This window comes from Aeromonas sobria (assembly GCF_050266975.1).
Classification (GTDB): Bacteria; Pseudomonadota; Gammaproteobacteria; order Enterobacterales; family Aeromonadaceae; genus Aeromonas; species Aeromonas sobria_B.
Map to the genome: position 1 here is coordinate 18155 of NZ_JBKISU010000033.1, position 24353 is coordinate 42507.

Annotated in this window: 26 protein-coding genes, 1 pseudogene and 1 other annotated feature; of the genes and pseudogenes, 12 read left to right on the forward strand and 15 right to left on the reverse strand. The window is 64.6% G+C overall.

Annotated features, from left to right (window positions below; genetic code table 11):
* The first annotated feature begins 272 nt into the window (after window positions 1-272).
* Window positions 273-1895: an acyl-CoA synthetase gene (locus tag ACLHZ1_RS16875; RefSeq protein ID WP_427263015.1), complete on the forward strand. Its 1623-nt coding sequence runs from the start codon at window positions 273-275 to the stop codon at window positions 1893-1895.
* A 154-nt stretch (window positions 1896-2049) separates the two neighbouring features.
* Here ACLHZ1_RS16875 and ACLHZ1_RS16880 read toward each other — a convergent pair whose 3' ends face one another.
* Entirely contained in the window at window positions 2050-2334 is a 285-nt protein-coding gene (locus tag ACLHZ1_RS16880) for a hypothetical protein (RefSeq protein ID WP_427263016.1), read from the reverse strand.
* 158 nt (window positions 2335-2492) lie between these two features.
* Window positions 2493-2894 (reverse strand): hypothetical protein, encoded by a 402-nt coding sequence (locus tag ACLHZ1_RS16885; RefSeq protein ID WP_427263017.1) that lies wholly within the window; start codon window positions 2892-2894, stop codon window positions 2493-2495.
* Window positions 2895-2952: 58 nt separating this feature from the next.
* Here ACLHZ1_RS16885 and ACLHZ1_RS16890 point away from each other — a divergent pair, with 58 nt between their 5' ends.
* Window positions 2953-3630, forward strand: a complete 678-nt coding sequence (locus tag ACLHZ1_RS16890; RefSeq protein ID WP_427263046.1) for a helix-turn-helix transcriptional regulator — start codon at window positions 2953-2955, stop codon at window positions 3628-3630.
* 66 nt (window positions 3631-3696) lie between these two features.
* A complete protein-coding gene (locus ACLHZ1_RS16895; protein WP_427263018.1) occupies window positions 3697-4017 on the forward strand; it encodes a hypothetical protein in 321 nt (106 codons plus the stop codon).
* A gap of 78 nt (window positions 4018-4095) precedes the next feature.
* Here ACLHZ1_RS16895 and ACLHZ1_RS16900 read toward each other — a convergent pair.
* The 9 genes and pseudogenes from ACLHZ1_RS16900 to hisG all read right to left on the reverse strand — a co-directional run.
* Window positions 4096-4209, reverse strand: a pseudogene (locus tag ACLHZ1_RS16900) (bifunctional phosphoribosyl-AMP cyclohydrolase/phosphoribosyl-ATP diphosphatase HisIE); the annotation flags it as partial.
* Window positions 4206-4841 carry a bifunctional phosphoribosyl-AMP cyclohydrolase/phosphoribosyl-ATP diphosphatase HisIE gene (gene hisIE / locus ACLHZ1_RS16905; protein WP_427263019.1) on the reverse strand — a complete coding sequence of 212 codons (636 nt, stop codon included), beginning with the start codon at window positions 4839-4841 and terminating at the stop codon, window positions 4206-4208. The pseudogene ACLHZ1_RS16900 and the gene hisIE, both read right to left, overlap by 4 nt.
* On the reverse strand, window positions 4834-5607 hold the full coding sequence (hisF, locus tag ACLHZ1_RS16910) for an imidazole glycerol phosphate synthase subunit HisF (RefSeq protein WP_427263020.1): 774 nt from the start codon (window positions 5605-5607) through the stop codon (window positions 4834-4836). The genes hisIE and hisF overlap by 8 nt, the downstream gene beginning before the upstream one ends.
* Entirely contained in the window at window positions 5607-6380 is a 774-nt protein-coding gene (hisA, locus tag ACLHZ1_RS16915) for a 1-(5-phosphoribosyl)-5-[(5-phosphoribosylamino)methylideneamino]imidazole-4-carboxamide isomerase (protein WP_427263021.1), read from the reverse strand. Before hisA ends, hisF begins: the two co-directional genes overlap by 1 nt.
* Window positions 6381-6385: 5 nt before the next feature.
* Window positions 6386-7009: an imidazole glycerol phosphate synthase subunit HisH gene (gene hisH / locus ACLHZ1_RS16920; protein WP_427263022.1), complete on the reverse strand. Its 624-nt coding sequence runs from the start codon at window positions 7007-7009 to the stop codon at window positions 6386-6388.
* A 79-nt stretch (window positions 7010-7088) separates the two neighbouring features.
* Window positions 7089-8222, reverse strand: coding sequence for a bifunctional histidinol-phosphatase/imidazoleglycerol-phosphate dehydratase HisB (gene hisB / locus ACLHZ1_RS16925; RefSeq protein ID WP_427263023.1), 1134 nt, complete (start codon window positions 8220-8222; stop codon window positions 7089-7091).
* 11 nt (window positions 8223-8233) lie between these two features.
* Window positions 8234-9301 (reverse strand): histidinol-phosphate transaminase, encoded by a 1068-nt coding sequence (gene hisC / locus ACLHZ1_RS16930; RefSeq protein WP_427263024.1) that lies wholly within the window; start codon window positions 9299-9301, stop codon window positions 8234-8236.
* Window positions 9298-10623 carry a histidinol dehydrogenase gene (gene hisD / locus ACLHZ1_RS16935; RefSeq protein ID WP_427263025.1) on the reverse strand — a complete coding sequence of 442 codons (1326 nt, stop codon included), beginning with the start codon at window positions 10621-10623 and terminating at the stop codon, window positions 9298-9300. The genes hisC and hisD overlap by 4 nt, the downstream gene beginning before the upstream one ends.
* 12 nt (window positions 10624-10635) lie before the next feature.
* Complete coding sequence (gene hisG, locus ACLHZ1_RS16940) at window positions 10636-11532, reverse strand: ATP phosphoribosyltransferase (protein ID WP_427263026.1); 897 nt, start codon at window positions 11530-11532, stop codon at window positions 10636-10638.
* Window positions 11533-11561: 29 nt separating this feature from the next.
* Window positions 11562-11687, reverse strand: a sequence feature (His leader region).
* A gap of 186 nt (window positions 11688-11873) precedes the next feature.
* Between hisG and ACLHZ1_RS16945 the strand changes: the two genes are divergently transcribed.
* The 7 genes from ACLHZ1_RS16945 to rnd all read left to right on the forward strand — a co-directional run bounded on the left by ACLHZ1_RS16945 (window position 11874) and on the right by rnd (window position 19438).
* Entirely contained in the window at window positions 11874-12134 is a 261-nt protein-coding gene (locus tag ACLHZ1_RS16945; protein ID WP_427263027.1) for a hypothetical protein, read from the forward strand.
* Between the two features lie 59 nt (window positions 12135-12193).
* A complete protein-coding gene (locus ACLHZ1_RS16950) occupies window positions 12194-14146 on the forward strand; it encodes an ATP-dependent DNA helicase (RefSeq protein ID WP_427263028.1) in 1953 nt (650 codons plus the stop codon).
* 23 nt (window positions 14147-14169) lie between these two features.
* Window positions 14170-14871 (forward strand): tRNA (adenosine(37)-N6)-threonylcarbamoyltransferase complex dimerization subunit type 1 TsaB, encoded by a 702-nt coding sequence (tsaB, locus tag ACLHZ1_RS16955; RefSeq protein WP_427263029.1) that lies wholly within the window; start codon window positions 14170-14172, stop codon window positions 14869-14871.
* 29 nt (window positions 14872-14900) lie between these two features.
* Window positions 14901-15434 (forward strand): Slp family lipoprotein, encoded by a 534-nt coding sequence (locus ACLHZ1_RS16960; protein WP_427263030.1) that lies wholly within the window; start codon window positions 14901-14903, stop codon window positions 15432-15434.
* Window positions 15435-15449: 15 nt separating this feature from the next.
* Window positions 15450-16301: an alpha/beta fold hydrolase gene (locus tag ACLHZ1_RS16965; protein ID WP_427263047.1), complete on the forward strand. Its 852-nt coding sequence runs from the start codon at window positions 15450-15452 to the stop codon at window positions 16299-16301.
* A gap of 178 nt (window positions 16302-16479) precedes the next feature.
* Complete coding sequence (gene fadD, locus ACLHZ1_RS16970) at window positions 16480-18240, forward strand: long-chain-fatty-acid--CoA ligase FadD (RefSeq protein ID WP_427263031.1); 1761 nt, start codon at window positions 16480-16482, stop codon at window positions 18238-18240.
* Between the two features lie 85 nt (window positions 18241-18325).
* Entirely contained in the window at window positions 18326-19438 is a 1113-nt protein-coding gene (gene rnd, locus ACLHZ1_RS16975; RefSeq protein WP_427263032.1) for a ribonuclease D, read from the forward strand.
* Between the two features lie 139 nt (window positions 19439-19577).
* On the opposite strand, the gene ACLHZ1_RS16980 is transcribed toward rnd, so the two are convergent.
* The 4 genes from ACLHZ1_RS16980 to dusC form a co-directional block, all read right to left on the reverse strand.
* Window positions 19578-19946, reverse strand: a complete 369-nt coding sequence (locus ACLHZ1_RS16980; RefSeq protein WP_427263033.1) for a conjugal transfer protein TraR — start codon at window positions 19944-19946, stop codon at window positions 19578-19580.
* Window positions 19947-20027: 81 nt separating this feature from the next.
* Window positions 20028-20993: a DMT family transporter gene (locus tag ACLHZ1_RS16985; protein ID WP_427263034.1), complete on the reverse strand. Its 966-nt coding sequence runs from the start codon at window positions 20991-20993 to the stop codon at window positions 20028-20030.
* A gap of 75 nt (window positions 20994-21068) precedes the next feature.
* Window positions 21069-21896 (reverse strand): AraC family ligand binding domain-containing protein, encoded by an 828-nt coding sequence (locus tag ACLHZ1_RS16990; protein WP_427263035.1) that lies wholly within the window; start codon window positions 21894-21896, stop codon window positions 21069-21071.
* Between the two features lie 58 nt (window positions 21897-21954).
* The gene (dusC, locus tag ACLHZ1_RS16995; protein WP_427263036.1) at window positions 21955-22899 is read right to left on the reverse strand and encodes a tRNA dihydrouridine(16) synthase DusC; all 945 of its coding nucleotides are present in this window, start codon (window positions 22897-22899) and stop codon (window positions 21955-21957) included.
* Between the two features lie 190 nt (window positions 22900-23089).
* On the opposite strand from dusC, the gene ACLHZ1_RS17000 reads away from it, so the two are divergent.
* Both ACLHZ1_RS17000 and apt read left to right on the forward strand, forming a co-directional pair.
* Window positions 23090-23467 (forward strand): YbaN family protein, encoded by a 378-nt coding sequence (locus ACLHZ1_RS17000; protein WP_408793198.1) that lies wholly within the window; start codon window positions 23090-23092, stop codon window positions 23465-23467.
* A gap of 122 nt (window positions 23468-23589) precedes the next feature.
* Window positions 23590-24135 carry an adenine phosphoribosyltransferase gene (apt, locus tag ACLHZ1_RS17005; RefSeq protein WP_427263037.1) on the forward strand — a complete coding sequence of 182 codons (546 nt, stop codon included), beginning with the start codon at window positions 23590-23592 and terminating at the stop codon, window positions 24133-24135.
* Window positions 24136-24353 lie beyond the last annotated feature (218 nt).

Here is a 24353-nt window from a genome sequence, read left to right on the forward strand (position 1 = left end):
GGCTCAAGGCAATGGCCCTTCGGGTGCGACAGAGACTGGCTGCGCCAAAAACGGCCCCGGCAAGGGAGCGTCTGTGATTGGCGACAAAAGATGATTGATGGCGTCGCGAGAGTCTGGAGCAGGGCCGCCCCCTTAAGACGTTTCGCTAATACCTGGGCGTGCGCCCCCTTGGTACCCTCGTCGGGTATCAGGATCCGCCGCCTGCCAAGTGCCTTGTGCGCCGTGATCCGCGAGACGCCCCCCGCTTTGTGCCCATATGAGGAAGGAACCCGATGACAAAGCCGCACATCTACGAGACTGGCCTTGGCAAGACGCCCGCCAATTTCGAGGCCCTGACCCCCTTGAGCTTTCTGGCCCGGGCGGCCCGGGTCTATCCCGGCTACCCGGCCCTGATCCACGGCCCCCTGCGCCAGAGCTGGGCCCAGACCGAGGTGCGCTGTCGCCAGCTCGCCTCGGCCCTGCGTCTGCACGGCATCGGCGAGGGTGATACGGTCTCCATCGTCGCCCCCAATGTCCCGGCCATGTTCGAGGCCCACTTCGGGGTACCCATGAGCGGCGCCGTGCTCAACACCATCAACACCCGGCTCGATGCCGAGTCCATGGCCTTCATCTTCCAGCATGCCCAGAGCAGGGTTGTGCTGGTGGACAGGGAGTTTGGCGCCCTGGTGCGCAAGGCGCTCTCTCTCATTGACTGCCAGCCTCTGGTCATCGCCATCGACGATCCCCTCTATCGGGACGGAGAGCTGGTCGGCGAGCTGACCTACGAGGCCTTCATTGCCGGGGGCAACGGCGACGAGCCCGGCTGGCTGCCAGATGACGAGTGGCAGGCGATTTCCCTGAACTACACCTCGGGCACCACGGGCAACCCCAAGGGGGTGGTCTATCACCACCGCGGTGCCCACCTCAATGCGGTCAACAACGTGCTCTCCTGGGAGCTGCCCAAACACCCCGTCTATCTGTGGACGCTGCCGATGTTCCACTGCAACGGCTGGTGCTTCCCCTGGACCCTGGCGGCCACCGCCGGGGTGAGCGTCTGCCTGCGCCATGTGCAGGCGGGCGCCATCTATGAGGCGCTGCACGAACACAGGGTGACGCATTTTTGCGCCGCCCCCATCGTGCTCAACATGCTGAACAACGCCGACCCGGCCCTGAAACTGGGGCTCGACCACCCCATCAAGGCGATGACGGCGGGGGCGGCGCCACCCGCCACCGTGATCGCCGGCATGGAGGCCATGGGGATAGCCGTGACCCATGTCTATGGCCTCACCGAGACCTATGGCCCTTGCGTGGTGTGCGAGCCCCAGCAAAGCTGGCAGGGGCAGGATGCCACTGCGCTCTCCCGGCTCAAGGCGCGCCAGGGGGTGGCCTCTCCATTGCAGGGAGAGATGCGGGTAGCCAACCCCGTCAGCGGCGAGCCTGTGCCTCGGGATGGCAAGACCCTGGGGGAGATCTTCCTGCGCGGCAACATCGTCATGAAGGGCTACCTCAAGAACCCGGCGGCCAGCGAAGAGGCGATGGCGGAGGGCTGGTTTCGAAGCGGGGATCTGGCGGTCTGGCACCCGGATGGCTATGTGGAGATCAAGGACAGATCCAAGGACATCATCATCTCGGGCGGGGAGAACATCTCCAGCCTGGAGGTGGAGGACGTGCTCTATCGCCACCCGGACGTGGACGAGGCCGCGGTGATCGCCATGGCGGACGAGAAGTGGGGGGAGGTGCCCTGCGCCTTCGTCAAGCTCAAGGAGGGGCGTGTGCTCAGCCAGGCGGAGCTGATCGCCTTCTGCCGCGAGCAGATGGCCCACTTCAAGGCCCCCAAGCGCATCATCTTCACCCCCCTGCCCAAGACCTCCACCGGCAAGGTGCAAAAGTTCATGTTGCGCAAGCAGTTGGAGTGACGCTGAGGGGTTGTCATCCCAAGACGGGCTGCGGCCCGTCTTTTTTATGTCAAGAAAGGCTGATGTCATGGAAGGCGCCTGCGCGCCTTGCCGCGAGACGAGCCTGGCCCACCGGGGAGCTGGGCGCCATGGGGCCAGGGTTGTCAGCCCAGGCTTACCCCTTCAGCCGCTTGCCGATCGCTTCCCCGACCCCTTCGATGAAGTGGTAAAGTCCGCCCGCTTCACTGGCCTTGGTGTACTCAGAGAGCGGCTCTATCATGCCGCTCTTGAACTTGTCGAGCGCCTCTGTCTCGTTGGCTGCGTCGATATAGTCCCCCACCACCTCGAAGCCCTGGGCGAGCAGCTGCTCTTTTTCCGACAGGAATGAGGGGGAAGACATCGGCAGGAAGGTGACGGTAACGGGATCTTGTCCCTGACGGAAGAACTGATATTTGCTCATACGCCCTCTGGCTCTGGTTGGCTCGGCGACATTGTCCGCGCCGGTCTGGGCTCTGGATAGGCCCCATATGCGGCGTCAAATGGAGTCGGTTGTTCAGCCTGGCTTCAGGCAAGCGGGCGTTGACTCCCCTTGAGCGGGCAGATCCAGCTGCGAGGCGGCTACCGCTTGCCAAACAGCCGGGGGGCATGAAGCAGCAGATACGCCAGGGTACCGCGGGCGGCGGGGGCTCCGTAGGGGAGGCTGGGGTTGATCAGGTAGTCTTGATAGGTGTGGGCCGCCGTCCGGGCATCGGGAGCCAGTATGGGCTCCCCCATCACCTCCAGGCCCTGGGCCAGCAGGGTCTGCTTTTCTGTGAAAAAATCGGCGCCAGCCATGTCGAGCAAGGTGAAGGCGTCGGGCGCCGCTAGGGTGGCAAAAACCTGATACTTGTTCATGGCATCTCGGTTGCGGTGGCTGGGGTCGGCCGCCATTGTCGCCCCAGGCTCACGGGAGCGCGACTCCCTGTTCAGGGGGGCGGCAATCAAGCAGCGCATGCCATCGACCCCTGTCCCGTTTACCATGGGCCATGTCCTGGCATCCCGGGAGGGGAGAGTGCGAAAATCGGATCGACTGTTTCAATTGACCAACCTGCTGCGGGCCCATCAGCCCCTGACCGCCCGCGAGCTGGCGGCGCGCCTGTGCGTCTCCGAGCGCACCATCTACCGCTATATGGACGATCTCTCCCTGGCCGGCATCCCGGTTTACGGTGAGGCCGGACTGGGCTATCGGCTGAGTGAGGGGTTCGAGATGGCCCCATTGCAGCTGAGCGCGGCCGAGCTGGAGGCCCTCATCACAGGGGTGAATCTGGTGGCCGTGCTGACCGGCAAGGGGATGGCGGATCCGGCCCGGGCCCTGCTCGCCAAGATAGAGGCGGCCCTGCCGGTTCGCGGCGGGGACGGGCCGCCCCCCGTGGTGCGGGTGCCCGACTATCGTACGGCGCATCCGGTATACGCTCGCTGGGACAGCTTGCACGAGGCCATCAGGGCGGGGCACTGGCTCGAGATGAGCTATCAGGATGGCGCGGGCAGACAGACCCGGCGCCGCCTCTATCCCCTGGGACTCTTCTACTGGGGAGGGCGCTGGACGCTCGGCGCCTGGTGCGCGCTGCGCCGGGACTACCGGGATTTCAGGGTGGATCGCATCGAGAGCCTGGCGCCGTGCCGTCAGGGGGAAGGGGCGCCACCTGGCGTGACCCTGGCGCACTATCTCGCGCAGCGACGGGCCGAGGCGGAGCCGGAAAAAGGGGCCGGGCACTGACACAAGGCTGTCAGTAGCCCTTCGTTATGCTGGCTTCTCCAGACCATTCATAACGGAGAAGACGAGATGATCATCAATGGGGACATGCAAGGGGTAGGGGGCGTCGAGTTTGCCACCTTCAGGCTCAGGGAAGGGGTGACGGAGGAAGATTTGCTCGCCCTGTCACGGCGGGTCGAGTCCGAGTTTCTTGTCCAGCAATCCGGGCTCATCCTGCACTGCCTGCTGCGGGGCGCCGACGGCCTCTATGCCGATGTGGTGATGGCCCCCAGCCAGTCGCTGGTGGAAGCCTATTGCCAGCAGTGGCTGCACAACGAGGTGGCGGGGGAGTACCTGACCCTGCTTGACCACCAGTCGGTGAACATGAGCTTCTGGACCCGCATCGGTTGATGGCGGCGTGCTGCCAGTCGGCGGCCATCAAATGAAACGGGCCCATCAGGGCCCGTTTTGTTGAATGGAATTCAATAATCACTTGGTGTGGTGCTCATGCAGGCGCTGCACCACGTCTTTGAGGCCCAGCCCCTCGTTTTGCAGCAGCACCGTGAGGTGGTAGAGCTGGGTCAACATGGATTCGTTGATCACTTGTTGTGGCGATCGGCGAGGCGCCGCACTACGTCTTTGAGGCCCAAGCCCTCGTTTTGCAGCAAGACTGTCAGGTGGTAGAGCAGATCGGCGGATTCGTTGATGAGCTCCTCCCTGTCTTTCGCCATGGCGGCCAGGGCCACTTCTACCCCCTCTTCCCCCACCTTCTGGGCGATGCGCTTGGTGCCCTTGCCGTAGAGGCTGGCGGTGTAGCTGGTGGTGGGGTCGGCCCCCTTGCGCGACGCCAGGATCTGCTCAAGCTCCGCCAAGAAGCCAAGCGGCGGCAGCGGGTGGCCGTCGAAGCAGGAGGGGTTGCCCAGATGGCAGGTGGGGCCCACGGGGTCTGCGGCGATGAGCAGGGAGTCCTGATCGCAGTCGGTGCTGATGGCGACGAGTCTCAGCACATGGCCCGAGCTCTCACCCTTGGTCCACAGGCGCTGCTTGCTGCGGCTGAAGAAGGTGACCTGGCCGGTGGTTTGGGTCTTTTCCAGGGCCTCGCGGGTCATGAAGCCCTGCATCAGCACCTCGCCGCTTAGCGAATGCTGGACGATGGCGGGGATCATGCCGTCACACTTGGCCCAGTCCAGGCGCTCGGCCAGGGGCAATGCATTGTCTACTGCTTGATTATTCACGGATGGCGACTCCTTCGGTTTTCAGCCAGCGTTTCAATTCGGGAATGGGGATGAGGCCCTTGTGGAACACGGACGCCGCCAGGGCACCGTCCACGTCGGCCAGGGTAAAGGCATCGCGAAAATGTGCCATGGCACCGGCGCCGCCTGAGGCAATGAGCGGCACCTTGCAGACGGCTCGTACCAGCTTGAGCTGCTCGAGATCATAGCCCTGACGCATGCCGTCCTGGTTCATCACGTTGAGCACGATTTCGCCGGCGCCGCGCTTTTGCACCTCCTTGACCCACTCCAGGGTGGTCCAGGGGGTGGTGCGGGTGCGGCTCTCGTCGCCGGTAAACTGCTTGACCTGATACTGACCCGTCTCGGCGTCGAAGTAGGAGTCGATGCCCACCACCACGCACTGCACGCCGAAGCGCTCGGCGAGGCGGGTGATCAGGGTGGGATCGGCCAGGGCCGGGGAGTTGATGGAGACCTTGTCCGCACCGAATTCCAGGATCTGGCGGGCATCCTCCACACTCTTGATGCCGCCGGCGACGCAGAAGGGGATGTCGATGACTTCCGCCACCCGGGTGACCCAGCTCTTGTCCACCACTCGGGCGTCGCTCGAGGCGGTGATGTCATAGAACACCAGCTCGTCGGCCCCCTCTTCGGCGTAACGGCGGGCCAGCTCGACTATGCCCCCCATCACCTCGTGGTTGCGAAACTGCACGCCCTTGACCACCACGCCATCTTTGACGTCGAGGCAGGGGATAATACGCTTTGACAACATCAGCGGCCTCCTTGCTCATTCGTTGCCTGTTCCGGATCCGGTGCGCCCCAGCAGGCGATGGCGTCTGCGACCGAGAACTTGCCTTCCAGCAGGGCGCGGCCGAGGATGACCCCCTTGACCCCTGTGCCCTTGAGCGCCTCTATGTCCGAGATGCCGCCGATGCCGCCGGAGGCCTGGAAGCCGACGCTGGGGTAGCGGGCGCAGAGATCCCGGTAGAGCTCGACGTTGCTGCCAGAGAGGGTCCCGTCCCGGCTGATGTCGGTGCAGAGCACGTGACGCAGGCCAACGGGCAGGAAGCGTTCGATCAGCGCCTCAAGGCTCACGCCGCTGTTCTCCTGCCAGCCCGCCACTGCGATCTGGCGATTGCCTTGCGGGTCTATGTTGACATCCAGGGCCAGCACGATGCGCTCGGGGCCGTATTTCTCCATCCAGCTCGCCACCAGATCCGGGGACTTGACGGCGGTGGAGCCTATCACCACCCGGCTGGCACCGGCGGCCAAGAGGTCTGCCACGTCCTGTTCGCTGCGCACGCCGCCGCCCACCTGGACCGGGGCCTCCGTGGTCGCCAGCAGCTGGGCGATGAGGGTCAGCTGGCGCGCCTTGGCATCCTTGGCGCCGTCCAGATCCACCAGGTGCAGCTGCGCCGCCCCCTGGCTCACATAGTCGTCGAAGCGGGCCTGGGGGTTGTCGCTGTAGGCGGTCTTCTGGCCGTAGTCCCCCTGATAGAGCCGGACTACCTGACCATTGATGAGGTCGATTGCGGGAATGATCATCCTTGTTACAGCTCCAGAAAGTTTTGCAGTAAACGGGCACCGGCGCGGCCTGAGCGCTCCGGGTGGAATTGGGCGCCGAAGAAGTTGTCCCGGCCGACGATGGCGGTGAAGGGCTGGCCATAGTCGCAGCTGGCCAGGGTCGCCTCTGTCACCTCCAGGGCGTAGGAGTGGACGAAGTAGAAGTAGCTGCCGCTCGGGATCCCCTTGAGCAGGGGGTGGGTCTCGTCGTGATCTATCTGGTTCCAGCCCATGTGGGGCAGGCGCAGCTTGCCCACCTCCATCAGCCGGATCCGGCCGGGCACTATGCCGAGGCAGTCGATGAGCTCTCCTTCGCTGCCATCGGCGCTCATGGTCTCCTCGGAGGCCTGTGCCAGCATCTGCATGCCGAGGCAAAAGCCCAGCAGCGGCTGTTTGGCGGCGCGAATAAGGGGCACCAGCTCCCGCTCGTTGAGGTTCTTCATGGCGGCGACGGCGGTGCCGACGCCGGGCAGGATCAGCTTGTCCGCCTGCTCGATGTCGGCGGCCTTGCAGCTCACCCTGGGTTGCACGCCGAGGCGCTCGAACGCCATGCGCACCGAGGCGAGGTTCGCGCAGCCGGTGTCGATGATCACCAGTTTTTGATTGTTCATCGTGTGCCCTTACTCATATCGATTGGCGAGGTTGGCGCCATCAATGCGGTGTCGATGATGACCAGCTTCTGTTTCCCCATCACAGCACCCCCTTGCTGGAGGGAAGCTCGCTCCCCTCCACCCGGATGGCCTGGCGCAGGGCGCGGCCAAAGCCCTTGAACAGGGCCTCCACCTGGTGGTGGGTGTTGCCGCTGCCCACCTTCATCTGCAGGGTGATGGCCATGGCGTCCGAGAGGGAGCGAAAGAAGTGGGGCACCATTTCGGTGGCCATCTCGCCCACGCTGTCGCGGCCAAAGCCGCTCGGGCAGTCGAACACGAAGTAGGGGCGACCGCTCAAGTCCAGGGCCGTGGCCACGTCCAGCTCGGTCAGGGAGGTGTTGTCAGCATCCTGGCGGGGACGCCCGTCGATCACCGCCTGCACCTCGTCCATCGCCAGCACGAAGCCGAAGCGACCGATGCCGCGCTTGTTGCCAAGGGCCTGGCGCAGGGCCTGACCCAGGGCCAGCCCCACATCTTCCACCGTGTGGTGATCGTCGATGTGCAGATCGCCGCTGACTTTCAGCTTGAGGCGAAAACCCGCGTGGGTGGCGATTTGATCCAGCATGTGGTCGAAGAAGCCGATGCCGGTGGCTATCTGGTTGCCGCCGCTCTTGTCGAGATCCACTGCCACCTGGATGCGGGTCTCCTTGGTGTAACGCTCCACCTCTGCGGTGCGCCCCTTGGCGAGCAGTTGATCACGGATGGCGGTCCAGCCGTGATCTTTTTGGTCATAGCGGATGCCGCGAATGCCCATGTTTTCGGCCAGTTGCAGGTCGGTCTGTCTGTCGCCAATCACGAAGGAGTTGGTAAAGTCGATGCGACCCGAGGCCAGGTACTCCTTGACCAGGCCAAGGTGAGGCTTGCGGCAGCTGCAGCCGTCGGTGGGGAAGTGGGGGCAGATCAGCACCTTTTCCCAGGTGACACCCTGGGATTCGAAGAGGTGCATCATCAGATCCTGGGGCGGCTGGAAGTTCTCCAGCGGCAGGCTGGCAGTGCCCAGACCATCCTGGTTGGTCACCATCACCAGCACGTAACCGGCGGCCTGCAGCTCGCGCAGCACCGGGATCACCATGGGCTCGAAGCGCAGCTTGGCGAGGCTGTCCACCTGCTTGTCGGTGACCGGCTCCTCGATCAGGGTGCCGTCACGGTCGATAAACAAAAACGGGGTCTTCATAAATGACATCCTTATAAGCTGACTGGCTGGTCACGCAGGACCGCCAGCACGGCATCCATTTCGTTCTGATAGCCGATGGTGACGCGAATGCAGTGCTCCAGGCCCGGCTTGCTGGAGAAGTCCCGCAATATGATGCCGGCGGCCTTCATGGCGGCGAACACGGCGGCGCCATCGGTGAAGCGCACCAGCACGAAGTTGCCCTTGTCCTCGAACACCTCCTGCACGCACGGGAGGCTGGCCAGTTCGGCCTTGAAGCGCGCCTTCTGCCGGTTGAGCTCCAGCACCCGCTCCTGCATCAGCTCAAGCCCCATGGGAGAGAGGGCCTGGGCCGCAATCTGGGCGATGGGCTCGGGGATGGGGTAGGGGGCGATCACCTTGGCCAGCATGGCGATCACCTCGGGATCCCCCAAGGTGAAGCCGCAGCGGATCCCCGCCAGGGCAAAGGCCTTGGAGAGGGTGCGGGTCACCACCAGATTGGGGAAGCGGGCCAGCAGATCCACCACGGACGCCTCGGGGCAGAACTCGATGTAGGCCTCGTCCACGACGATGATGGCGCGATCCCGGGCTGCCTCCAGCAGGGCGGTCAGCCCCTCGCGTCCCACCAGATCCCCGGTGGGGTTGTTGGGGGAGCAGAGGAACACCAGCTTGACCTCGGAGAGGGCATCCCGAATGGCGGGCCAGTCCGGCTGGCGGCTGGCGGTGAGCGGCTGCTCGACGACGCCCACGCCGCAGGTCTCGGCGCTGATGGCGTACATGCCGTAGGTGGGCGGGCAGATGAGGATCTGATCCTGGCCCGCCTCGCAGAAGGTGCGGATCAACAGCTCGATGGCCTCGTCGGCGCCGCGGCTCACCAGCACCTGGCTCGGATTGACCCCGGCGTAGGCGGCGTAGCCATCGACCACCTCGGCCGGCTGGCACTCGGGATAACGGTTGAGGCGGCTGCCCTCGATGGTGAAGGGGTAGGCCAGTGGCGCCTCGTTGGCGTTGAGCCAGACGTGACCCTGGCCGCCGATGCGGCGGGCGGATTGATAAGGGGTGAGGGCCCGCACCACGCGGCGGGCCAGCTTGGCAATGCTCATGACAAATCCTTCTGCTGTGCTGCTTGCTGTGAATCGGTGGCCAAAGCGTTCAACCTGAGGGTGACGGCGTGCTTGTGGGCATCGAGCCCCTCGGCCTGGGCGATGCGCTGGACGATGGGGCCTAGCCCCCGAATGCCATCCTCGCTCAGCTCCTGCACCGTGTAGCGGCGCTGGTAATCGGCGAGCCCCAGGCTCGAGCAGGTGCGGGCATAGCCGTAGGTAGGCAGGGTGTGGTTGGTACCGCTGGCGTAATCGCCCACCGATTCCGGTGTCCAGGCCCCCAGGAAGATGGATCCGGCATTCTCCAGCTTGTCCAGCAGCGCCCGCGGCGCTTTGGTCTGTACGATGAGGTGCTCCGGCGCATAGGCGTTGGAGATGGCGCAGGCCTCATCGAGATTGTCACACAATATGGTCAGGCTGGCGGCCAGGGCCTGGGTTGCGATGTCGCGGCGGCTGAGCAGGGCCAGCTGGCTGGCCAGCTCCCCCTTGACCGCCTCGGCCAGGGCGGCGCTGGTGGTGACCAGCACCACCTGGCTGTCGGGGCCGTGCTCGGCCTGGGAGAGCAGATCCGAGGCGACGAAGGCGGCGTTGGCGCTCTGGTCGGCAATCACCAGCACCTCGGAGGGGCCGGCCGGCATGTCGATGGCGGCGCCGCGCCAGTCCCGGGAGACCTGACCCTTGGCTTCGGTCACATAGCTGTTGCCCGGGCCGAAGATCTTGTCCACCTTGGGGATCGTCTGGGTGCCATAGGCCATGGCGGCGATGGCCTGGGCGCCGCCGATGGCGAACACCTTCTCGACGCCGCAGGCGCGGGCGGCGAACAGGATCTCGTCGCTGGCCGGCGACGGGGTGCAGAGCACCACCTCGCGGCAGCCGGCCAGGCGTGCCGGAATGGCCAGCATCATCACGGTGGAGGGGAGGGGGGCGCTGCCTCCCGGTACATAGAGACCGACCCGGTTGATGGGCTGGGTGCGCAGCTCGCACACCACGCCGGGCTGGGTCTCGATGCGCAGTGGCGCCTGTGCCTGGGCGGCGTGGAAGGTGCGGATGTTGCCAATCGCCGCCTCGATGGCGCCCTTGATGTCGTCATCCAGACGGGCGCAGGCGGCCTCGATTTCGTCCTCGCCGACGCGAAGCCGTTCGCGGGGCGCGCGCTCGAAGCGCTGGCTCAATTCCCGCAAGGCGTCGTCGCCACGACTGCGCACCGCCTTGATGATCTCCTGTACCACGCTGCCGACATCGGCCTCGTTGTCCAGGGCGGGCCGGGCCAGGGCCTCGGCCTGCCGGGCGGGGGAGAGCTGATTCCAGATCAGGGTCTGCATGATGTCCCTTCCTTATTCCATCATCTTTTCGATGGGCAGCACCAGGATGGAGCTGGCACCCAGGGCCTTGAGCTGCTCCATGGTCTCCCAGAACAGGGTTTCGCTGGAGACGACGTGCAGGGCGACCTGATTGGTGTCACCGGCCAGCTGCATGATGGTGGGGCGCTCGGCGCCCGGCAGCAGATCCGTGATGGCGTTGAGCTTCTCTTTCGGGGCGTGCAGCATGATGTACTTGCTCTCGCGCGCCTGCTGCATCCCCTGGATGCGGGGCAGCAGCTTGTCGATGAGCTTCTGCTTGGCCTCGCTCAGGGGATTGGGGGCCTGTACCAGCACCGCCTTGGAGCGGTAGATCACCTCCACCTCTTTGAGGCCGTTGGCCTCCAGGGTGGCGCCGGTGGAGACCAGATCGCAGATGGCATCGGCCAGCCCCGCGCGGGGGGCCACCTCAACGGATCCCCCCAGCATCACGCTCTTGAAGCCCAGACCCTGCTCGTCGAAGAAGCGCTTGAGCAGCCCCGGGTAGGAGGTGGCGATGCGCTTGCCGGCCAGGCACTGGGGGCCGGTGTAAACCACGTCTTCCGGCACCGCCAGGGAGAGGCGGCAGCCGCCGAAATCGAGCTGTTTCAAGGTTTTGACTTCGAAGGGCAAGCCCTGGGGCTGGCGAATGAGCTGCACCTCTTCCAGCACGTTCTCGCCTATGATGCCAAGGTCGACCACCCCTTCCATCACCAGACCCGGGATATCGTCATCCCGTACCCGCAGGATGTCGATGGGCATGTTCTCGACGTGGGCGATGAGGCGCTGTTCCCGCAGGTTGATCTTGAGGCCGCAGCTCTTGAACAGGGCTTGGGAGTCCTGGCTCAGACGACCGGACTTTTGCATGGCGATACGCAGGCGTTGTGTTTCCATTTGCTCGATTTCCTTCTAGTCAAAAACGAAAAAAACCCTCGGAAGTGTGTGCTTCCGAGGGTTTATGAATCTTGCGGTCCTTTTGGAAGTCACCAGTTAAGTGTCTTCCAGCAGTCAACCTCCTGAAAGACTATTCGGGATGATGATGGTGGTGATGAGTCTTTAGGGAGATAAACAGCATGTAAACAATCCTTTACAAAATAAGATGTCGTAACTGACGCCCGATTTACCTTACCGACCTTGACGAGAATTGCAATAAGGGAATGTAAAATATCACGAAGAAAGTAAGGAAAGGGCGGAGTTGGCCGATAATTGAACAGCAACGGTACGGAGGATCTACCATGCCCAATCAGGATCTGCTCTTTCCCATCTTGCCACGGGCGCCCGCCACGCCCGGTAGCGATGTCGTTCGCCGGGAGGTGACCCCCATCGATCACAAGCATCAGACCCATGAGATTGGCACGGAGCGGGATGGGGGCCAGGGCACGCCCCGGGATTCCCCCCCAGCCAAGGGCTCGGCGCCAGAGCGGCCCGAGCATGAGGAGGAGGCCCCCCAGGGACGCAAGCCTGACCCGGATCACCGGATAGATCTGTTCGTCTGAGCCTTATGCTGGCCCTCGCTTTTGGCTATAATTGCCCCTTTGCTTGCGGGACTCCCTCCTTGACCATCCAGACCCTGTTCTCCCCTGACGGCCCCCTCGCCCGTCACATCGATGGCTTCCTGGCCCGTGCGCCCCAGCTGGCGATGGCCGAAGCGGTCGCGGGCACCATAGCGGGGCATGGCCGACTGCTGGTGGAGGCGGGGACCGGCACGGGCAAGACCTATGCCTATCTGGTGCCGGCGCTGGAATCCGGCAAGCGGGTGGTGATAAGCACTGGCTCCAAGAACCTGCAGGAGCAGCTCTTCTACCGGGATCTTCCCACCATCACGGCGGCACTTTCTTACACGCCGCCGGTGGCCCTGCTCAAAGGGCGCAGCAACTATCTGTGCATCGAGCGGATGAACCGCCTCTTGAGCGAATCCCACCTGCAAAAACCCGAGATCTTAAGCGATCTGGTCAAGGTGAAGTCCTGGTCCACCGCGACCCAGACCGGGGATGTGGGGGACATTCCGGGGCTGCAGGAGAACGCCGACATCCTCCCCCAGATCACCAGCACCAATGAAAATTGTCTGGGCCGCGACTGCCCCTACTATGACGACTGCCACCTGGTGGTGGCCCGGCGCCGCGCCATGGAGGCCCAGGTGGTGGTGCTCAATCATCACCTCTTCTTCGCCGATATGGCGGTGAAAGACACGGGATTTGGCGAGTTGGTGCCGCAGGCCCAGGTCTATGTGTTCGATGAGGCCCACCAGCTGGGGGAGATAGCCAGCCACTATTTCGGCAAGTCGGTGGGCAGCCGCGCCCTGCAGGATCTGGCCCGGGACATCCAGCTCGCCTATCGCGCCGAGGCCCACGACATGGGACAGCTTGGCAAGGCGGCGGACAGGCTCGCCATTGCCAGCCAGGATCTGCGTCTGGCCTTCGGTGTCGATGGCGGGCGGGGCAACACCCGCGACATGTTGCGCCAGCCGCTCTGGGGTCAGGCGCTGGCTCGCCTCAACGATGCTCTCGGCCTTTGCTATGAGGTGCTCAAGCTGGCCCTGGGCCGTGGCGAGCAGCTGGATCACTGTTTCGAACGATTGTGCGAGCTGCGCACGCGTCTGGGCGAGGTGCTGGCCATCAACCAGACCGGTTTCTCCTACTGGTATGACTGCTCGCGGCTCCATTTTTCCCTCAATCTCACCCCCTTGTCGGTGGCCGAACGGTTCGGCGCCGAGGTGCAGCGGCCCGAGGTGGCCTGGGTGTTTACCTCGGCCACCCTGACGGTGGACATGGGCTTCGATCACTTCAAGAGCGAGCTCGGGCTGGCGGGAAGCCGCGAGCTGATCCTCGACAGCCCGTTCGACTATGGCGAACAGGCGCGCCTGTGCGTGCCGCGTCAACTGCCCGAGCCCAATGCCTTCGGTCGGGGGGAGCAGCTGGCCCTTCGCATGATCCCCCTCATCAACAAGACCCCGGGGGGCTGTTTCTTCCTCTGCACCAGCCATCAGGTGATGCGGCAGGTGGCCGAGGTACTGCGCCGGGAAATCGGCCGCACCGTCTTGCTGCAGGGGGAGGACAACAAGCAGCGTCTGCTGTCGACCTTCGTGGAGAACGGCCGCGCCGTGCTGGTGGCCACCAGCAGCTTCTGGGAGGGGATAGACGTGCGAGGGGCGGCATTGTCCTGTGTTATCATCGACAAGCTGCCGTTTGCGAGCCCCGATGATCCCCTGCTCAAGGCCCGGGTCGATGATTGCAAGTTGAAGGGGGGAGATCCCTTCGCCGAGATCCAGCTGCCCAAGGCGGTGATTGCCTTGAAGCAGGGGGTGGGGCGGCTGATACGTGATCGCCGTGATCATGGCGTCCTGGTCATCTGTGATCCACGCATGGTCAACAAGCCCTATGGCGCCACCTTTATCAAGAGTCTGCCCGCCATCCCCCGTACCCGGGACCTGACGGGGCTGGGGGATTTCTTTAGCGGACTGGCCGATGCGGCGAGTCCCGATCCGGCTACGGCCGATCTGTTTCAATGATGCCTGTTAGAGAAGAGTCGCGAATGAATGAGTTGAAGATCCTGGCCCTGGATACCGCCACCGAAGCCTGCTCCGCCGCCTTGCTGGTGGGGGAGCGCGTCTATGCGCGCTGGGAGGAGGCACCGCGGGATCACACCAAGAAGATCCTGCCCATGGTGCAGGCCGTGCTCGATGAGGCCGGCATTGCCCTGAGCGATCTCGATGCCATCGCCTTTGGCCGGGGGCCTGGCTCCTTTACCGGGGTGCGGATTGGGGTCGGCGTGGCCCAGGGGCTGGCCTTTGGCGCCGGTGTGCCCCTGCTTGGCATCTCCACCCTGGCGGCCATGGCCCAGGGGGCCCATCGCCAGGAGGGGGCAACGCGGGTGATCAGCGCCATCGATGCCCGCATGGGGGAGGTCTATGTGGGCCGCTATCTGCTGCAAGACGGCATCATGGTGCTGGATGGCGAGGAGCAGGTCACGGCCCCCGAGGCGCTGGCGCAGCAGCCGACCCTGTCCGGCCTCTGGTTTAGCGCGGGTACAGGCTTTGAGACCTATGCTGACGGCCTGAGCGCCCTGGCCGATGAGCAGAGGCCCTGCCCGGCGGCGCGCCTGCCCGCCGCCCTGGACATGCTGCCTCTGGCGAGGGCCGCCTGGCTGGCCGGGGCCGCGGTGACCCCGGAGCAGGCCACCCCCGTATACCTCAGGGACAAGGTGACCTGGAAGAAGCTGCCCGGGCGGGAATGAGCCTGGTGCGCCCGGCGAAGGAGAGCAAGATGAAGGCGTTCCGTCAGTTGAGACACCCACTGCTGCTGGGTCTGGCCGCCCTGGTGCTGGCCGGTTGCAGCACCACACCCAAGGAGCTGGCCTATGAGCCGGAGGCCGCCCTGGTGGCCTATCAGCCCGCCTTGGCGGGGCAGGAGGGGAAACCGGCCCGCTGGAGCGGCGTCATCGCCGCCGTGCATAACGAGCAGGATCGCAGCCTGGTCGAGGTGGTCTATCTGCCCCTCAAGAGCAATGGTGTGCCCATGCAGACCGAGCAGAGCCCCGGCCGCTTCCTGGCGGTGATGGGGGGCTTTGTCGATCCCACTCTCTACGCCAAGGGACGCAGCCTGACGGTGCTTGGCACCCTGGACAAGCCGGTGCAGAGCCGGATTGGCGATCACCAGTATCGGTTTTCCGTGATCAGGGTGACCGGCAGCAAGCTGTGGCCACCGGTCAAGGAGGTGGAGGTGCGCTACATGGACCCCTATTTCCATGACCCCTTCTACGATCCCTTCTGGCCGCGGCGGCCGATACGGCGCTGGTGATCCTTGGCCATGACGATGGGTGCAGGGATGAGAGAGGGGCAGTTGCAGCTGGCCGATGGGCGCCGTGTTGCCCTGCTGGAGTCGGGCCTGGCGGGCCAGCCCCTGGTGCTGGCGCTCCATGGCTGGCTCGACAATGGCGCCAGCTTCCTGCCGCTGGCCGCCTGCCTCGAGGGGGTTCACCTCGTCTGCGTGGATCTGCCGGGGCACGGTCTGTCCGATCACAAATCCTCCCCCTATGTGTTCACCGACTGGCTCGACGATCTGCATCAGATCATGGCGGCGGGAGGCTGGTCCGATGTCACCCTGCTCGGTCACTCCCTCGGGGCCTTGATTGCCAGCGCCTATGCCGGCGTCTTTCCCGAGCAGGTGGTGCGGCTCATCCTGCTGGAGGGGCTGGGGCCCCTCAGTCAACCCGATGAGGAGGTGCCCGCCCAACTGCGGCGGGCCATTCTCAATCGCTCTCGTACCCGCGCACGGGCGCCCGGCGGTTTTGCCTCCCTCGACGAAGCGGTGGCGGCCCGCTGCAAGGTGGCCGATATCTCTCCCGAAGCGGCCCGGCTCATCTGCGAGCGCCAGCTGATCCTGCGGGATGGGCGGCTCCATTGGCACAGCGATGCCAGATTGCGGGATCTCTCGCCGCTGCGCATGAGCGAGGGACAGGCGAGGGCCCTGATGGCGGCGATCCGCTGCCCCGTGCTGTTCGTGCAGGGGGAGCAGGGCTTTGCCAGCCTGACGGCGCAATGGCTGGCCCGGCGCGACTGTTTTGCGCGGATCCATCGGGAGTCGGTGGCGGGCAATCACCACTTTCATATGGATAATCCGCTGCAAACCGCCATTGTTATCGAAAAATTCTGTCACATTCGTTAGAATCCCCCGCTTTCAATCTTTCAGGTTTGCCTCCTTCCTCACACTTCACGCATGTTAATTGGCTGTTAATTCCTGTTGCCATATGTAAAGATACCCGGCATTAGAGTGGTAACTCAAAACAAGCGATTGAAATTGGGACAGGGACGGAGGCAACACAGTGAGCGCACAGGTGCGAGTTATGCATGAGCATGAAGGCAAGCATGAGAATACCAGGTCGCAGCAGGCCGACGCCGCCGGGGAGCAGGCCGTGCCGGTCGACAAGATCTGGCTGACACGCTATCCAGACGGGGTCCCCGCCGAGATCGATCCCGATATCTACGGCTCCCTGGTCGAGATGTTTGAAGACTCGGTGACCCAGTTTGCCGACCAGCCCGCCTTCGTCAACATGGGCCAGACCATCACCTATCGCCGGCTGGAAGAGCAGTCCCGCGCGTTTGCGGCCTACCTGCAAAACGAACTCAAGCTGGAGAAGGGGGACAGGGTGGCAGTCATGATGCCGAACCTGCTGCAATACCCCATCGCCGTGTTCGGCATACTGCGTGCCGGCATGATAGTGGTCAACGTCAACCCCCTCTATACCCCCCGCGAGCTGGAGCACCAGCTCAACGACTCGGGGGCCAAGGCCATCGTCATCGTCTCCAACTTTGCCCATACCCTGGAGAAGGTGGTGTACGGCACCCCGGTCAAGCACGTCATTTTGACCCGGATGGGGGACAACCTGGGGCTGGCCAAGGGGACGCTCGTCAACTTCGTGGTCAAGTACGTCAAGAAGCTGGTCCCCAAATACAACCTGCCCCATGCCAGCACCATGCGCCAGGCGCTCGCCAAGGGGCGCTACCTGCAGTACATCAAGCCCGAGATCCACAACGAGGATGTCGCCTTCCTGCAATACACAGGCGGCACCACGGGTCTGTCCAAGGGGGCCATGCTGACCCACCGCAACATGATTGCCAACGTCGAGCAGTGCCTGGGGGTCTATGGTCCCGTGCTGGAGCGGGGCAAGGAGTTCGTGGTCACGGCCCTGCCGCTCTATCACGTCTTCGCCCTGACGGTGAACTGCCTGCTGTTCATGCGCATCGGCGGCTACAACCTGCTCATCAGCAACCCCCGCGACATCCCGGGTTTCGTCAAGGAGATCAGGAAGTACCCCTTCACCTGCATCACAGGGGTCAACACCCTGTTCAATGCCCTGGTCAACAACGACGAGTTCCAGAGCATGGACTTCAGCAAGCTGAAACTCACCATTGGCGGCGGCATGGCGGTGCAGCGGGCGGTGGCCGAGCAGTGGAAGACGCTGACCGATACGCCGCTGCTGGAAGGCTATGGCCTGACCGAGTGCTCTCCCCTGGTGAGCGTCTGCCCCTATGATCTGGTGGATTACAACGGTTCCATCGGCCTGCCGGTCTGTTCCACCGATATCCGCCTGGTGGATGAAGCCGGCAACCCCATCGCCGCCACCGGTACCCCGGGGGAGATGCAGGTGCGCGGTCCCCAGGTGATGACGGGCTACTGGCAGCGGCCCGAGGCCACCGCCGAGGTGATGCAGGATGGCTGGCTCTGCACCGGCGACATCGCGGTGTGCGACCCGCAGGGCTTCTTCAAGATCGTCGATCGCAAGAAGGACATGATCCTGGTGTCGGGCTTCAACGTCTATCCCAACGAGATAGAGGACGTGGTGGCGCTCCATCCCAAGGTGCTGGAAGTGGCCGCGGTTGGCGTGCCCCACAAGGTGTCCGGGGAGCTGGTCAAGGTATTCGTGGTCAGGAAGGCTCCCAAGTTGACCGAGGAGGAAGTTATTGCCCATTGCCGTCAACATCTTACTGCCTATAAGGTGCCTAAGCTGGTAGAATTTCGCGACGAACTTCCCAAGACCAATGTGGGCAAGATCCTGCGCCGCGTGCTGCGCGACGAGGAGATAGCCAGGCAGGCCGGGCAATAAGCCGGGCCATCAAGCCGATATGGGGTAAACCGTGGTTCAGGCCACGGTTTTTTCTTTTGGGCCCACCGACAAGATGCAGGCAAAGATGCAATTTCAACTCATTTCAGAGCAAGCCGAGCTGGCGGCCTACCTCGCCGACCTGGCCCGGGTGCCGCTCGCCATCGATACCGAATTCGTGCGCACCCGCACCTATTATCCCCAGCTCGGTCTGTTCCAGATCTATGACGGCGAGCGCCTCGCCCTGCTCGATCCCCTGACCCTGGATCTGGCTCCCTTGTGGCAGCGCCTCGGCCAGGCCGATCAGATCTCCATCCTCCACGCCGCCGGGGAGGATCTCGAACTCATCCAGCACCAGGCGGGCCATCTGCCCAGCCGGGTGCACGACACCCAGCTCGCCACCGCCTTCCTGGGCTACGGGGTGTCAGTGGGGTTTGGCGCCCTGGTCAAGGAGTTCCTCGGCGTGGAGTTGGAAAAGGATCAGGCGCGCACCGACTGGCTGGCGCGCCCGCTCACCCCCCGTCAGCTCGAATACGCGGCGGCGGATGTCTTCTACCTGATGCCCCTCTACGAGAAGGTGATGGCCAGACTCAGGGAGAGCGGCAAGTTCCCCTGGTTCGAGCAGGAGTGCGAGAACCACTGTGCCCGCAAGACCCAGACCAGCGATCCCTATCAGGCCTATCTCGACATCGTCAATGCCTGGCAGCTGGGGCGGCGCGAGCTCGCTATCTTGCGCGAGCTGGCCGCCTGGCGCCAGAAAGAGGCGGTACGCCGGGATCTGGCCCTCAACTTCGTGGTCAAAGAGCTGCACCTGTTCAAGGTGGCCGAGCGCCGGCCCGCTTCGCTGCGGGATCTCAACGAGCTGGGGCTTTCCCCCATCGAGATCAAGATCCACGGCAAGCGGATGCTGGACATAGTCGCCGCTGCCCAGCAGAGCGAGCCGGACAGTTGGCCCGAGCCCATCCGCCGTCTGGTGGATTACCCCCAGTACAAGGGGGAGCTCAAGCGCATCAAGGCCCTGGTGGAGGAGAAGGCCAAGGCCAGCAACATTCCCCCTGAGCTGGTGGCCAGCAAGAAGATCATCCACCAGTACTTCACCTGGAGCTGGCGCATGAGCGAAGAGGAGCGGGCACGAGCCGACAAGCCCATGCTGCTGCAAGGCTGGCGCCATGAGCTGGTGGGTCACCTGCTGGCCCAGTGAGGCCGTCTGCTGGCGGTTGAGCGATGAACAACAACGGGCCCCCGCCTTGGCGGGGGCCCGTTTCATTGACGCTGGTGGGGTGCTCGGCCAGGCTCTGCGGCCGGCTCGACGGGCGGGGTTGGGTCCCGCGAGGGGCCCGTTACAGCTCGTGGCCGTGGAAACCCTTGCGATAACGCTGCTCGCAGCGCGGGCAGCGCTGCCGGGTCGGATCCTGATCCAGTTGGTCCAGGGTCAGCGGCTCCTCGCAGTCCGAGCACAGGCCAAACAGCCCCAGCTCAATCTGACAGAGGGTGGCGTCGATGCGCTTGAGCGCCGCCACATTCTGCTCTACTTGCGGCAGATCCAACCGACTGGTGAGATCCACCAACTGATCCCGTTCGCAGTGGCTGGCCTGTTCGGCCCAGTCACCCTGACGGCTCGCCTTGAGCTGAACGATCAGCTCCTCTCGAATTCTGGCCCAGTCGGTCAGCAGGCGATCGCGCCATCCTGCCAACTGCGCTTGCGTCATTTCACACACAGATGCCCCCAACAGACGATTACAGAGTCAGGGCAGTATAGGGAGTCGATGGGAGAGTCAAGATGACATGCGTCAAGTTAACCGTGCTTTGGCGCGCTTTTCTGGCTGAGGCCTCGGCTTGCCGGCGAGCACATGGAGCACCCCCACCACCAGGCAGACGACGCCGGCCAGGGTACTCATGGGGGGCATGATCCCGCGCAGCATGAAGGCATAAAGCAGCCCCGCCAGAGTCTCGAACACGATTAGCGGCCCCACCAGCACGGTCGGCAGGCGCTGGCTCGCCTCGTTCCAGCACAGGGTGCCGAGCCAGGAGCAAAAGAGCCCTACCGCCCCCATCAACAGCACGAAGCGCAGGGGCGTCGGCCCGAAGGGCAGGGGGAAGTCCGGCGCGCTCAGGGCAAGGTGACCGAGGCTGCCGAGGTAGGCAATGAGCGCCACCGGCAGGGTCACCAGCCCCTGGGCGGTGGCCCAGAGCGCCGGGCTGCGGCCTGGGTGCTCGCGCAGCCAGCGGGCGTTGCGCAGGGGATACCAGGTCCAGCACAGCACGGCGGCCACCGCCAGGGCGAGCCCGAGCAGCTGATCGGTGCGTGCCTCGGTGTGCCAGGTCAGCTCGGCGCGGTTGACCAGGTAGAGGCCAGCCACCATCAGCAGCAGGGCCGGGTAGAGGCGGGCGCGGGAGAGACGACCGTCCCGCGCGCCATAGAGGCGGTTGGCGGCCAGGGCCGTCACCACCGGCAGGGTGCCGATCAACATGGCCGCCAGGGGCGAGCCGATGCGCAAGATGGCCCCCGACAGGCAGAAGTAGTAGATGAGGTTCCCCACCAGGGTGAGGGCGAGGGCCTCGCGCCAGTCGCTGGCCGAGAGGGCCGCCAGGTGCTTGCGGGCCTGCCAGGCGAGTGGCAGCACGATGAGGCCGAAGGCGAGGTAGCGGCCGCTGGCGAGCAGGGCGGGGGGATAGCCGTCCACCAGCAGGGGGGCGACGAAGATGAGCCCCCACATCAGGCCGGCCAGCAGGGCAAACAAGACTCCGATCAACATGTTTCATATCCGGTCAAGAAGAAGGAGGCCAGCCTAGCAGGGGGGTAAGGGCGGCGTATTGAACCAGATTGCGCTTTAGCGGCCAGCCTGCACCTGTTTCTGGTAGCGCACCGGGGTGGTGCCATAGCGGCGCAGGAAGGCGCGGTTGAGGTGGGACTGATCGGCCAGACCGCAGGCGGCGGCCACCTCGGCGGCGGGCATGCCGGCGGCCAGCCACCCCTTGGCTCGCTGCAGGCGGATGGCCATCAACATCTGCTGGGGGGTGACGTGAAAGCGGGCCTTGAAGCTGCGCTGAAAGTGGTAGGGGCTGAGGTTCACCGCTCCTGCCAGCTCGGCCAGGGTAATGGGGCGGGCGAAATAGGCCTGCATATAGTCGATGGCGCGGCCAAGAGGGTGGACCGCTTCGCGCGGGGCCGCCAGGGCCCGGGCGTGGGGACGCAGGGTCTCGCACACGGTGAGCAGCAGGCCGTCGGCGGCGAGCTCGCTGTCACAATGCCAGAGGGCGTCCAGGGACGCCTGCAGGAGGGGGGCGGTGCACGGGTCGCTTCGCACGGCGTCGGCGAAATACCAGCCGCGCTCGCCGCTGATGGCCTCGAGCCGATCGGCGGGCAGATAGAGCATGCGATAGCGCCACCCCTGCTCGCAGGCCGCCTCGCCCGTGTGCAGCTCATCGGGGTTCATCAGCACCAGGCTGCCGGGGCCCGCCAGGAGCTGGCTGCCACGATAGCGAAAGCGCTCGGCCCCGCACTCGATGACACCGAGGCCAAACCCCTCGTGGCTATGGGGATCGAAGATATGGTGCTGGATGTGGGCGCGATAGAGCTCGGTCGCAGGCTGCCCCGGCAGGGCGCGAAAATCGGCCCTGTCGTGCTGATGGGTAAAGGTGACCGGTACTCCCTGCATTCTGACCTCCTGTCATTGAGCCTTCATAAGGCACTGCGGGGCGGCAGGCCCGTGCGGCTCAGGGGTGGCGTTCGCTCTCGACCAGCAGGCGATCGCGGATCTCGTCGGCGTGCTTGAGCAGGCGCACCTCGGTGAACAGGGCATCGGCCTGGGGATACTCGCGTTTGAGATAGGAGAACCACTGCTTGATCCGGCTCGGGTAGTAGTCCGCCTTCTCCCCGGCGAGATCCTGCTCTGTGTAGCTCACCATGAGGCGCAGGGCCTCGGACCAGCTCATGTGGGGGCAGTTCGTCTTCATCACCCGGGCCAGGTTGGGCAGGGAGACGGCGCCCCGTCCCACCATCAGGCTGTCACAGCCCGAGACCCGGGCGCAGGTGAGGGCATCCTCGTGGTTCCAGATCTCGCCGTTGGCGGTGACCGGGATGGGCAGGGCGCGGCGGATGGCATCCACATACTCCCAGTGGGCGGGGGGGCGATAGCCCTCGCGCTTGGTGCGGGCGTGCACCGCCAGCTCCACCGCGCCCCCGTCACTGGCGGCGTGGGCATTTTCCAGAAACAGCGACTTGTCATCGTAGCCCAGGCGGATCTTGGCGCTCACCGGCAGATGGGCCGGCACCGCCTCTCGCACCGCCTTGACGATGCGATAGACGGCCTCCGGCTCCTTGAGCAGCACGGCGCCCCCCTTGCTCTTGTTGACCGTGGGGGCGGGGCAGCCGAAGTTGAGATCCACCCCGGGGGAGCCGAGGGCGATGGCGCGCACCGCATTCTCCGCCAGCCACTCGGGGTGCTGGCCCAGCAGCTGCACCCGCACCGGGGTACCGGCGCGGGTCTTGCCCCCCTGCCTGAGTTCGGGGGCGATGCGGTAGAAGACCTTGGTGGGCAGCAGCTGATCGACCACCCGCACGAATTCGCTGACGCACAGGTCGTAATCGTTGACGGAGGTGAGCACCTCCCGCATCAGGTGATCGAGCACCCCCTGCATGGGGGCCAAAATTACGCGCATAACCGGTTTTCCGAGGGCAAGGGCTGAAATGGACGCCAGATTGTAGTGGCAACGCCTGCCGCTGTCAGCCTCGAGATGGCCAGATGCCCCCGGCGGGGCGCAGAGGCGGCACCGGGCCGGCTAGGTGGTCCGGGCCTGAGCTGCTAGGATGGCAACAGCAGAGCAGTGAAATGAGGGGAGGTAGGCGGGGATGAAATCTTGGTTGCTGTTTGGTCTGGGTTGGCTCAGCTTTGTCACCGGCCTCGCCGGGTTGGTGTTGCCCCTGCTGCCCTGCACCCCCTTCATGCTGCTGGCGGCCGCCCTGTTTGCCCGCTCGTCGCCGCGCTTTCACCACTGGCTGCTGCACCATCCCTGGTTTGGCCCCCCCATCCGCGACTGGCAGGCCCACAGGGGCATACGGCGGGATGCCAGGCGCCGCGCCATCCTCTTCATCCTGGCGAGCTTCGCCTTCTCCCTGGCCCTGGTGCCCGTCGACTGGGTGCGCTGGCTGCTGATTGCCATCATGGTGATCCTGCTCACCTGGTTAATACGTTTGCCTGTGTTGGAGCCGGTTGCAATGAAGAAGTGAAGTCCCTAAGCTATCGCGGCAATAATGCTATGGAGTTGGCCTGTCGTTTTTGCACGATGGGCCTTTTTGTTTTCCCGTCGCCGCAGTGGCCGGTGCCGGGTCGAAAAATAAGCGGTCATCACATGAATCCGGACATCCTGAAATTTATCGAAGCCAGCATCAAGACCATCCCCGACTATCCCAAGCCCGGGATCCTGTTTCGTGACATCACCAGCCTGATCGAGAATGCCGAGGCCTTCAAGGCCACCATCGATCTGCTGGCCGATCATTACCGTGATCAGGGCATCACCAAGATCGTCGGCACCGAGGCCCGCGGCTTCATCTTCGGCGCCCCCGTTGCCTTCGCCATGGGGCTGGGCTTCGTGCCGGTGCGCAAGCCGGGCAAGCTGCCCCGCGCCGTCATCGAGGAGTCCTACGACCTGGAGTACGGCACCGACACCCTGCAACTGCACACCGATGCCATCGTGCCCGGTGACAAGGTGCTGGTGGTGGACGATCTGCTGGCCACCGGCGGCACCGTCGATGCCACCGTCAAGCTCATCCGCCGCGCCGGTGGCGAGGTGGCCGATGCCGCCTTCATCATCTCCCTGCCGTCCCTCGGTGGGGATGCCCGCCTGACCGACGCCGGCATCAAGGTGGTCTCCCTGGTCGAGCTGGCCGGTGCCTAAGGGGCGCTCGCGGCTCGAATGAACGAGCGGCGCAGGGGATTTGAACGAACAGGGGCGTTTGCCGCCTGCCTGACACAGGGAGCCACGATGGATCGGGCTCCCTGTTCTTTTATGGGGCGCCCCATCTTGCCGCCAGGGGCGGATTGACGCCGCCAACGGGGTGGCTTGCTCGTCTATCTGGTTGAAATAGCGGCACTTATCCCAGGCTTTGCCGCAAC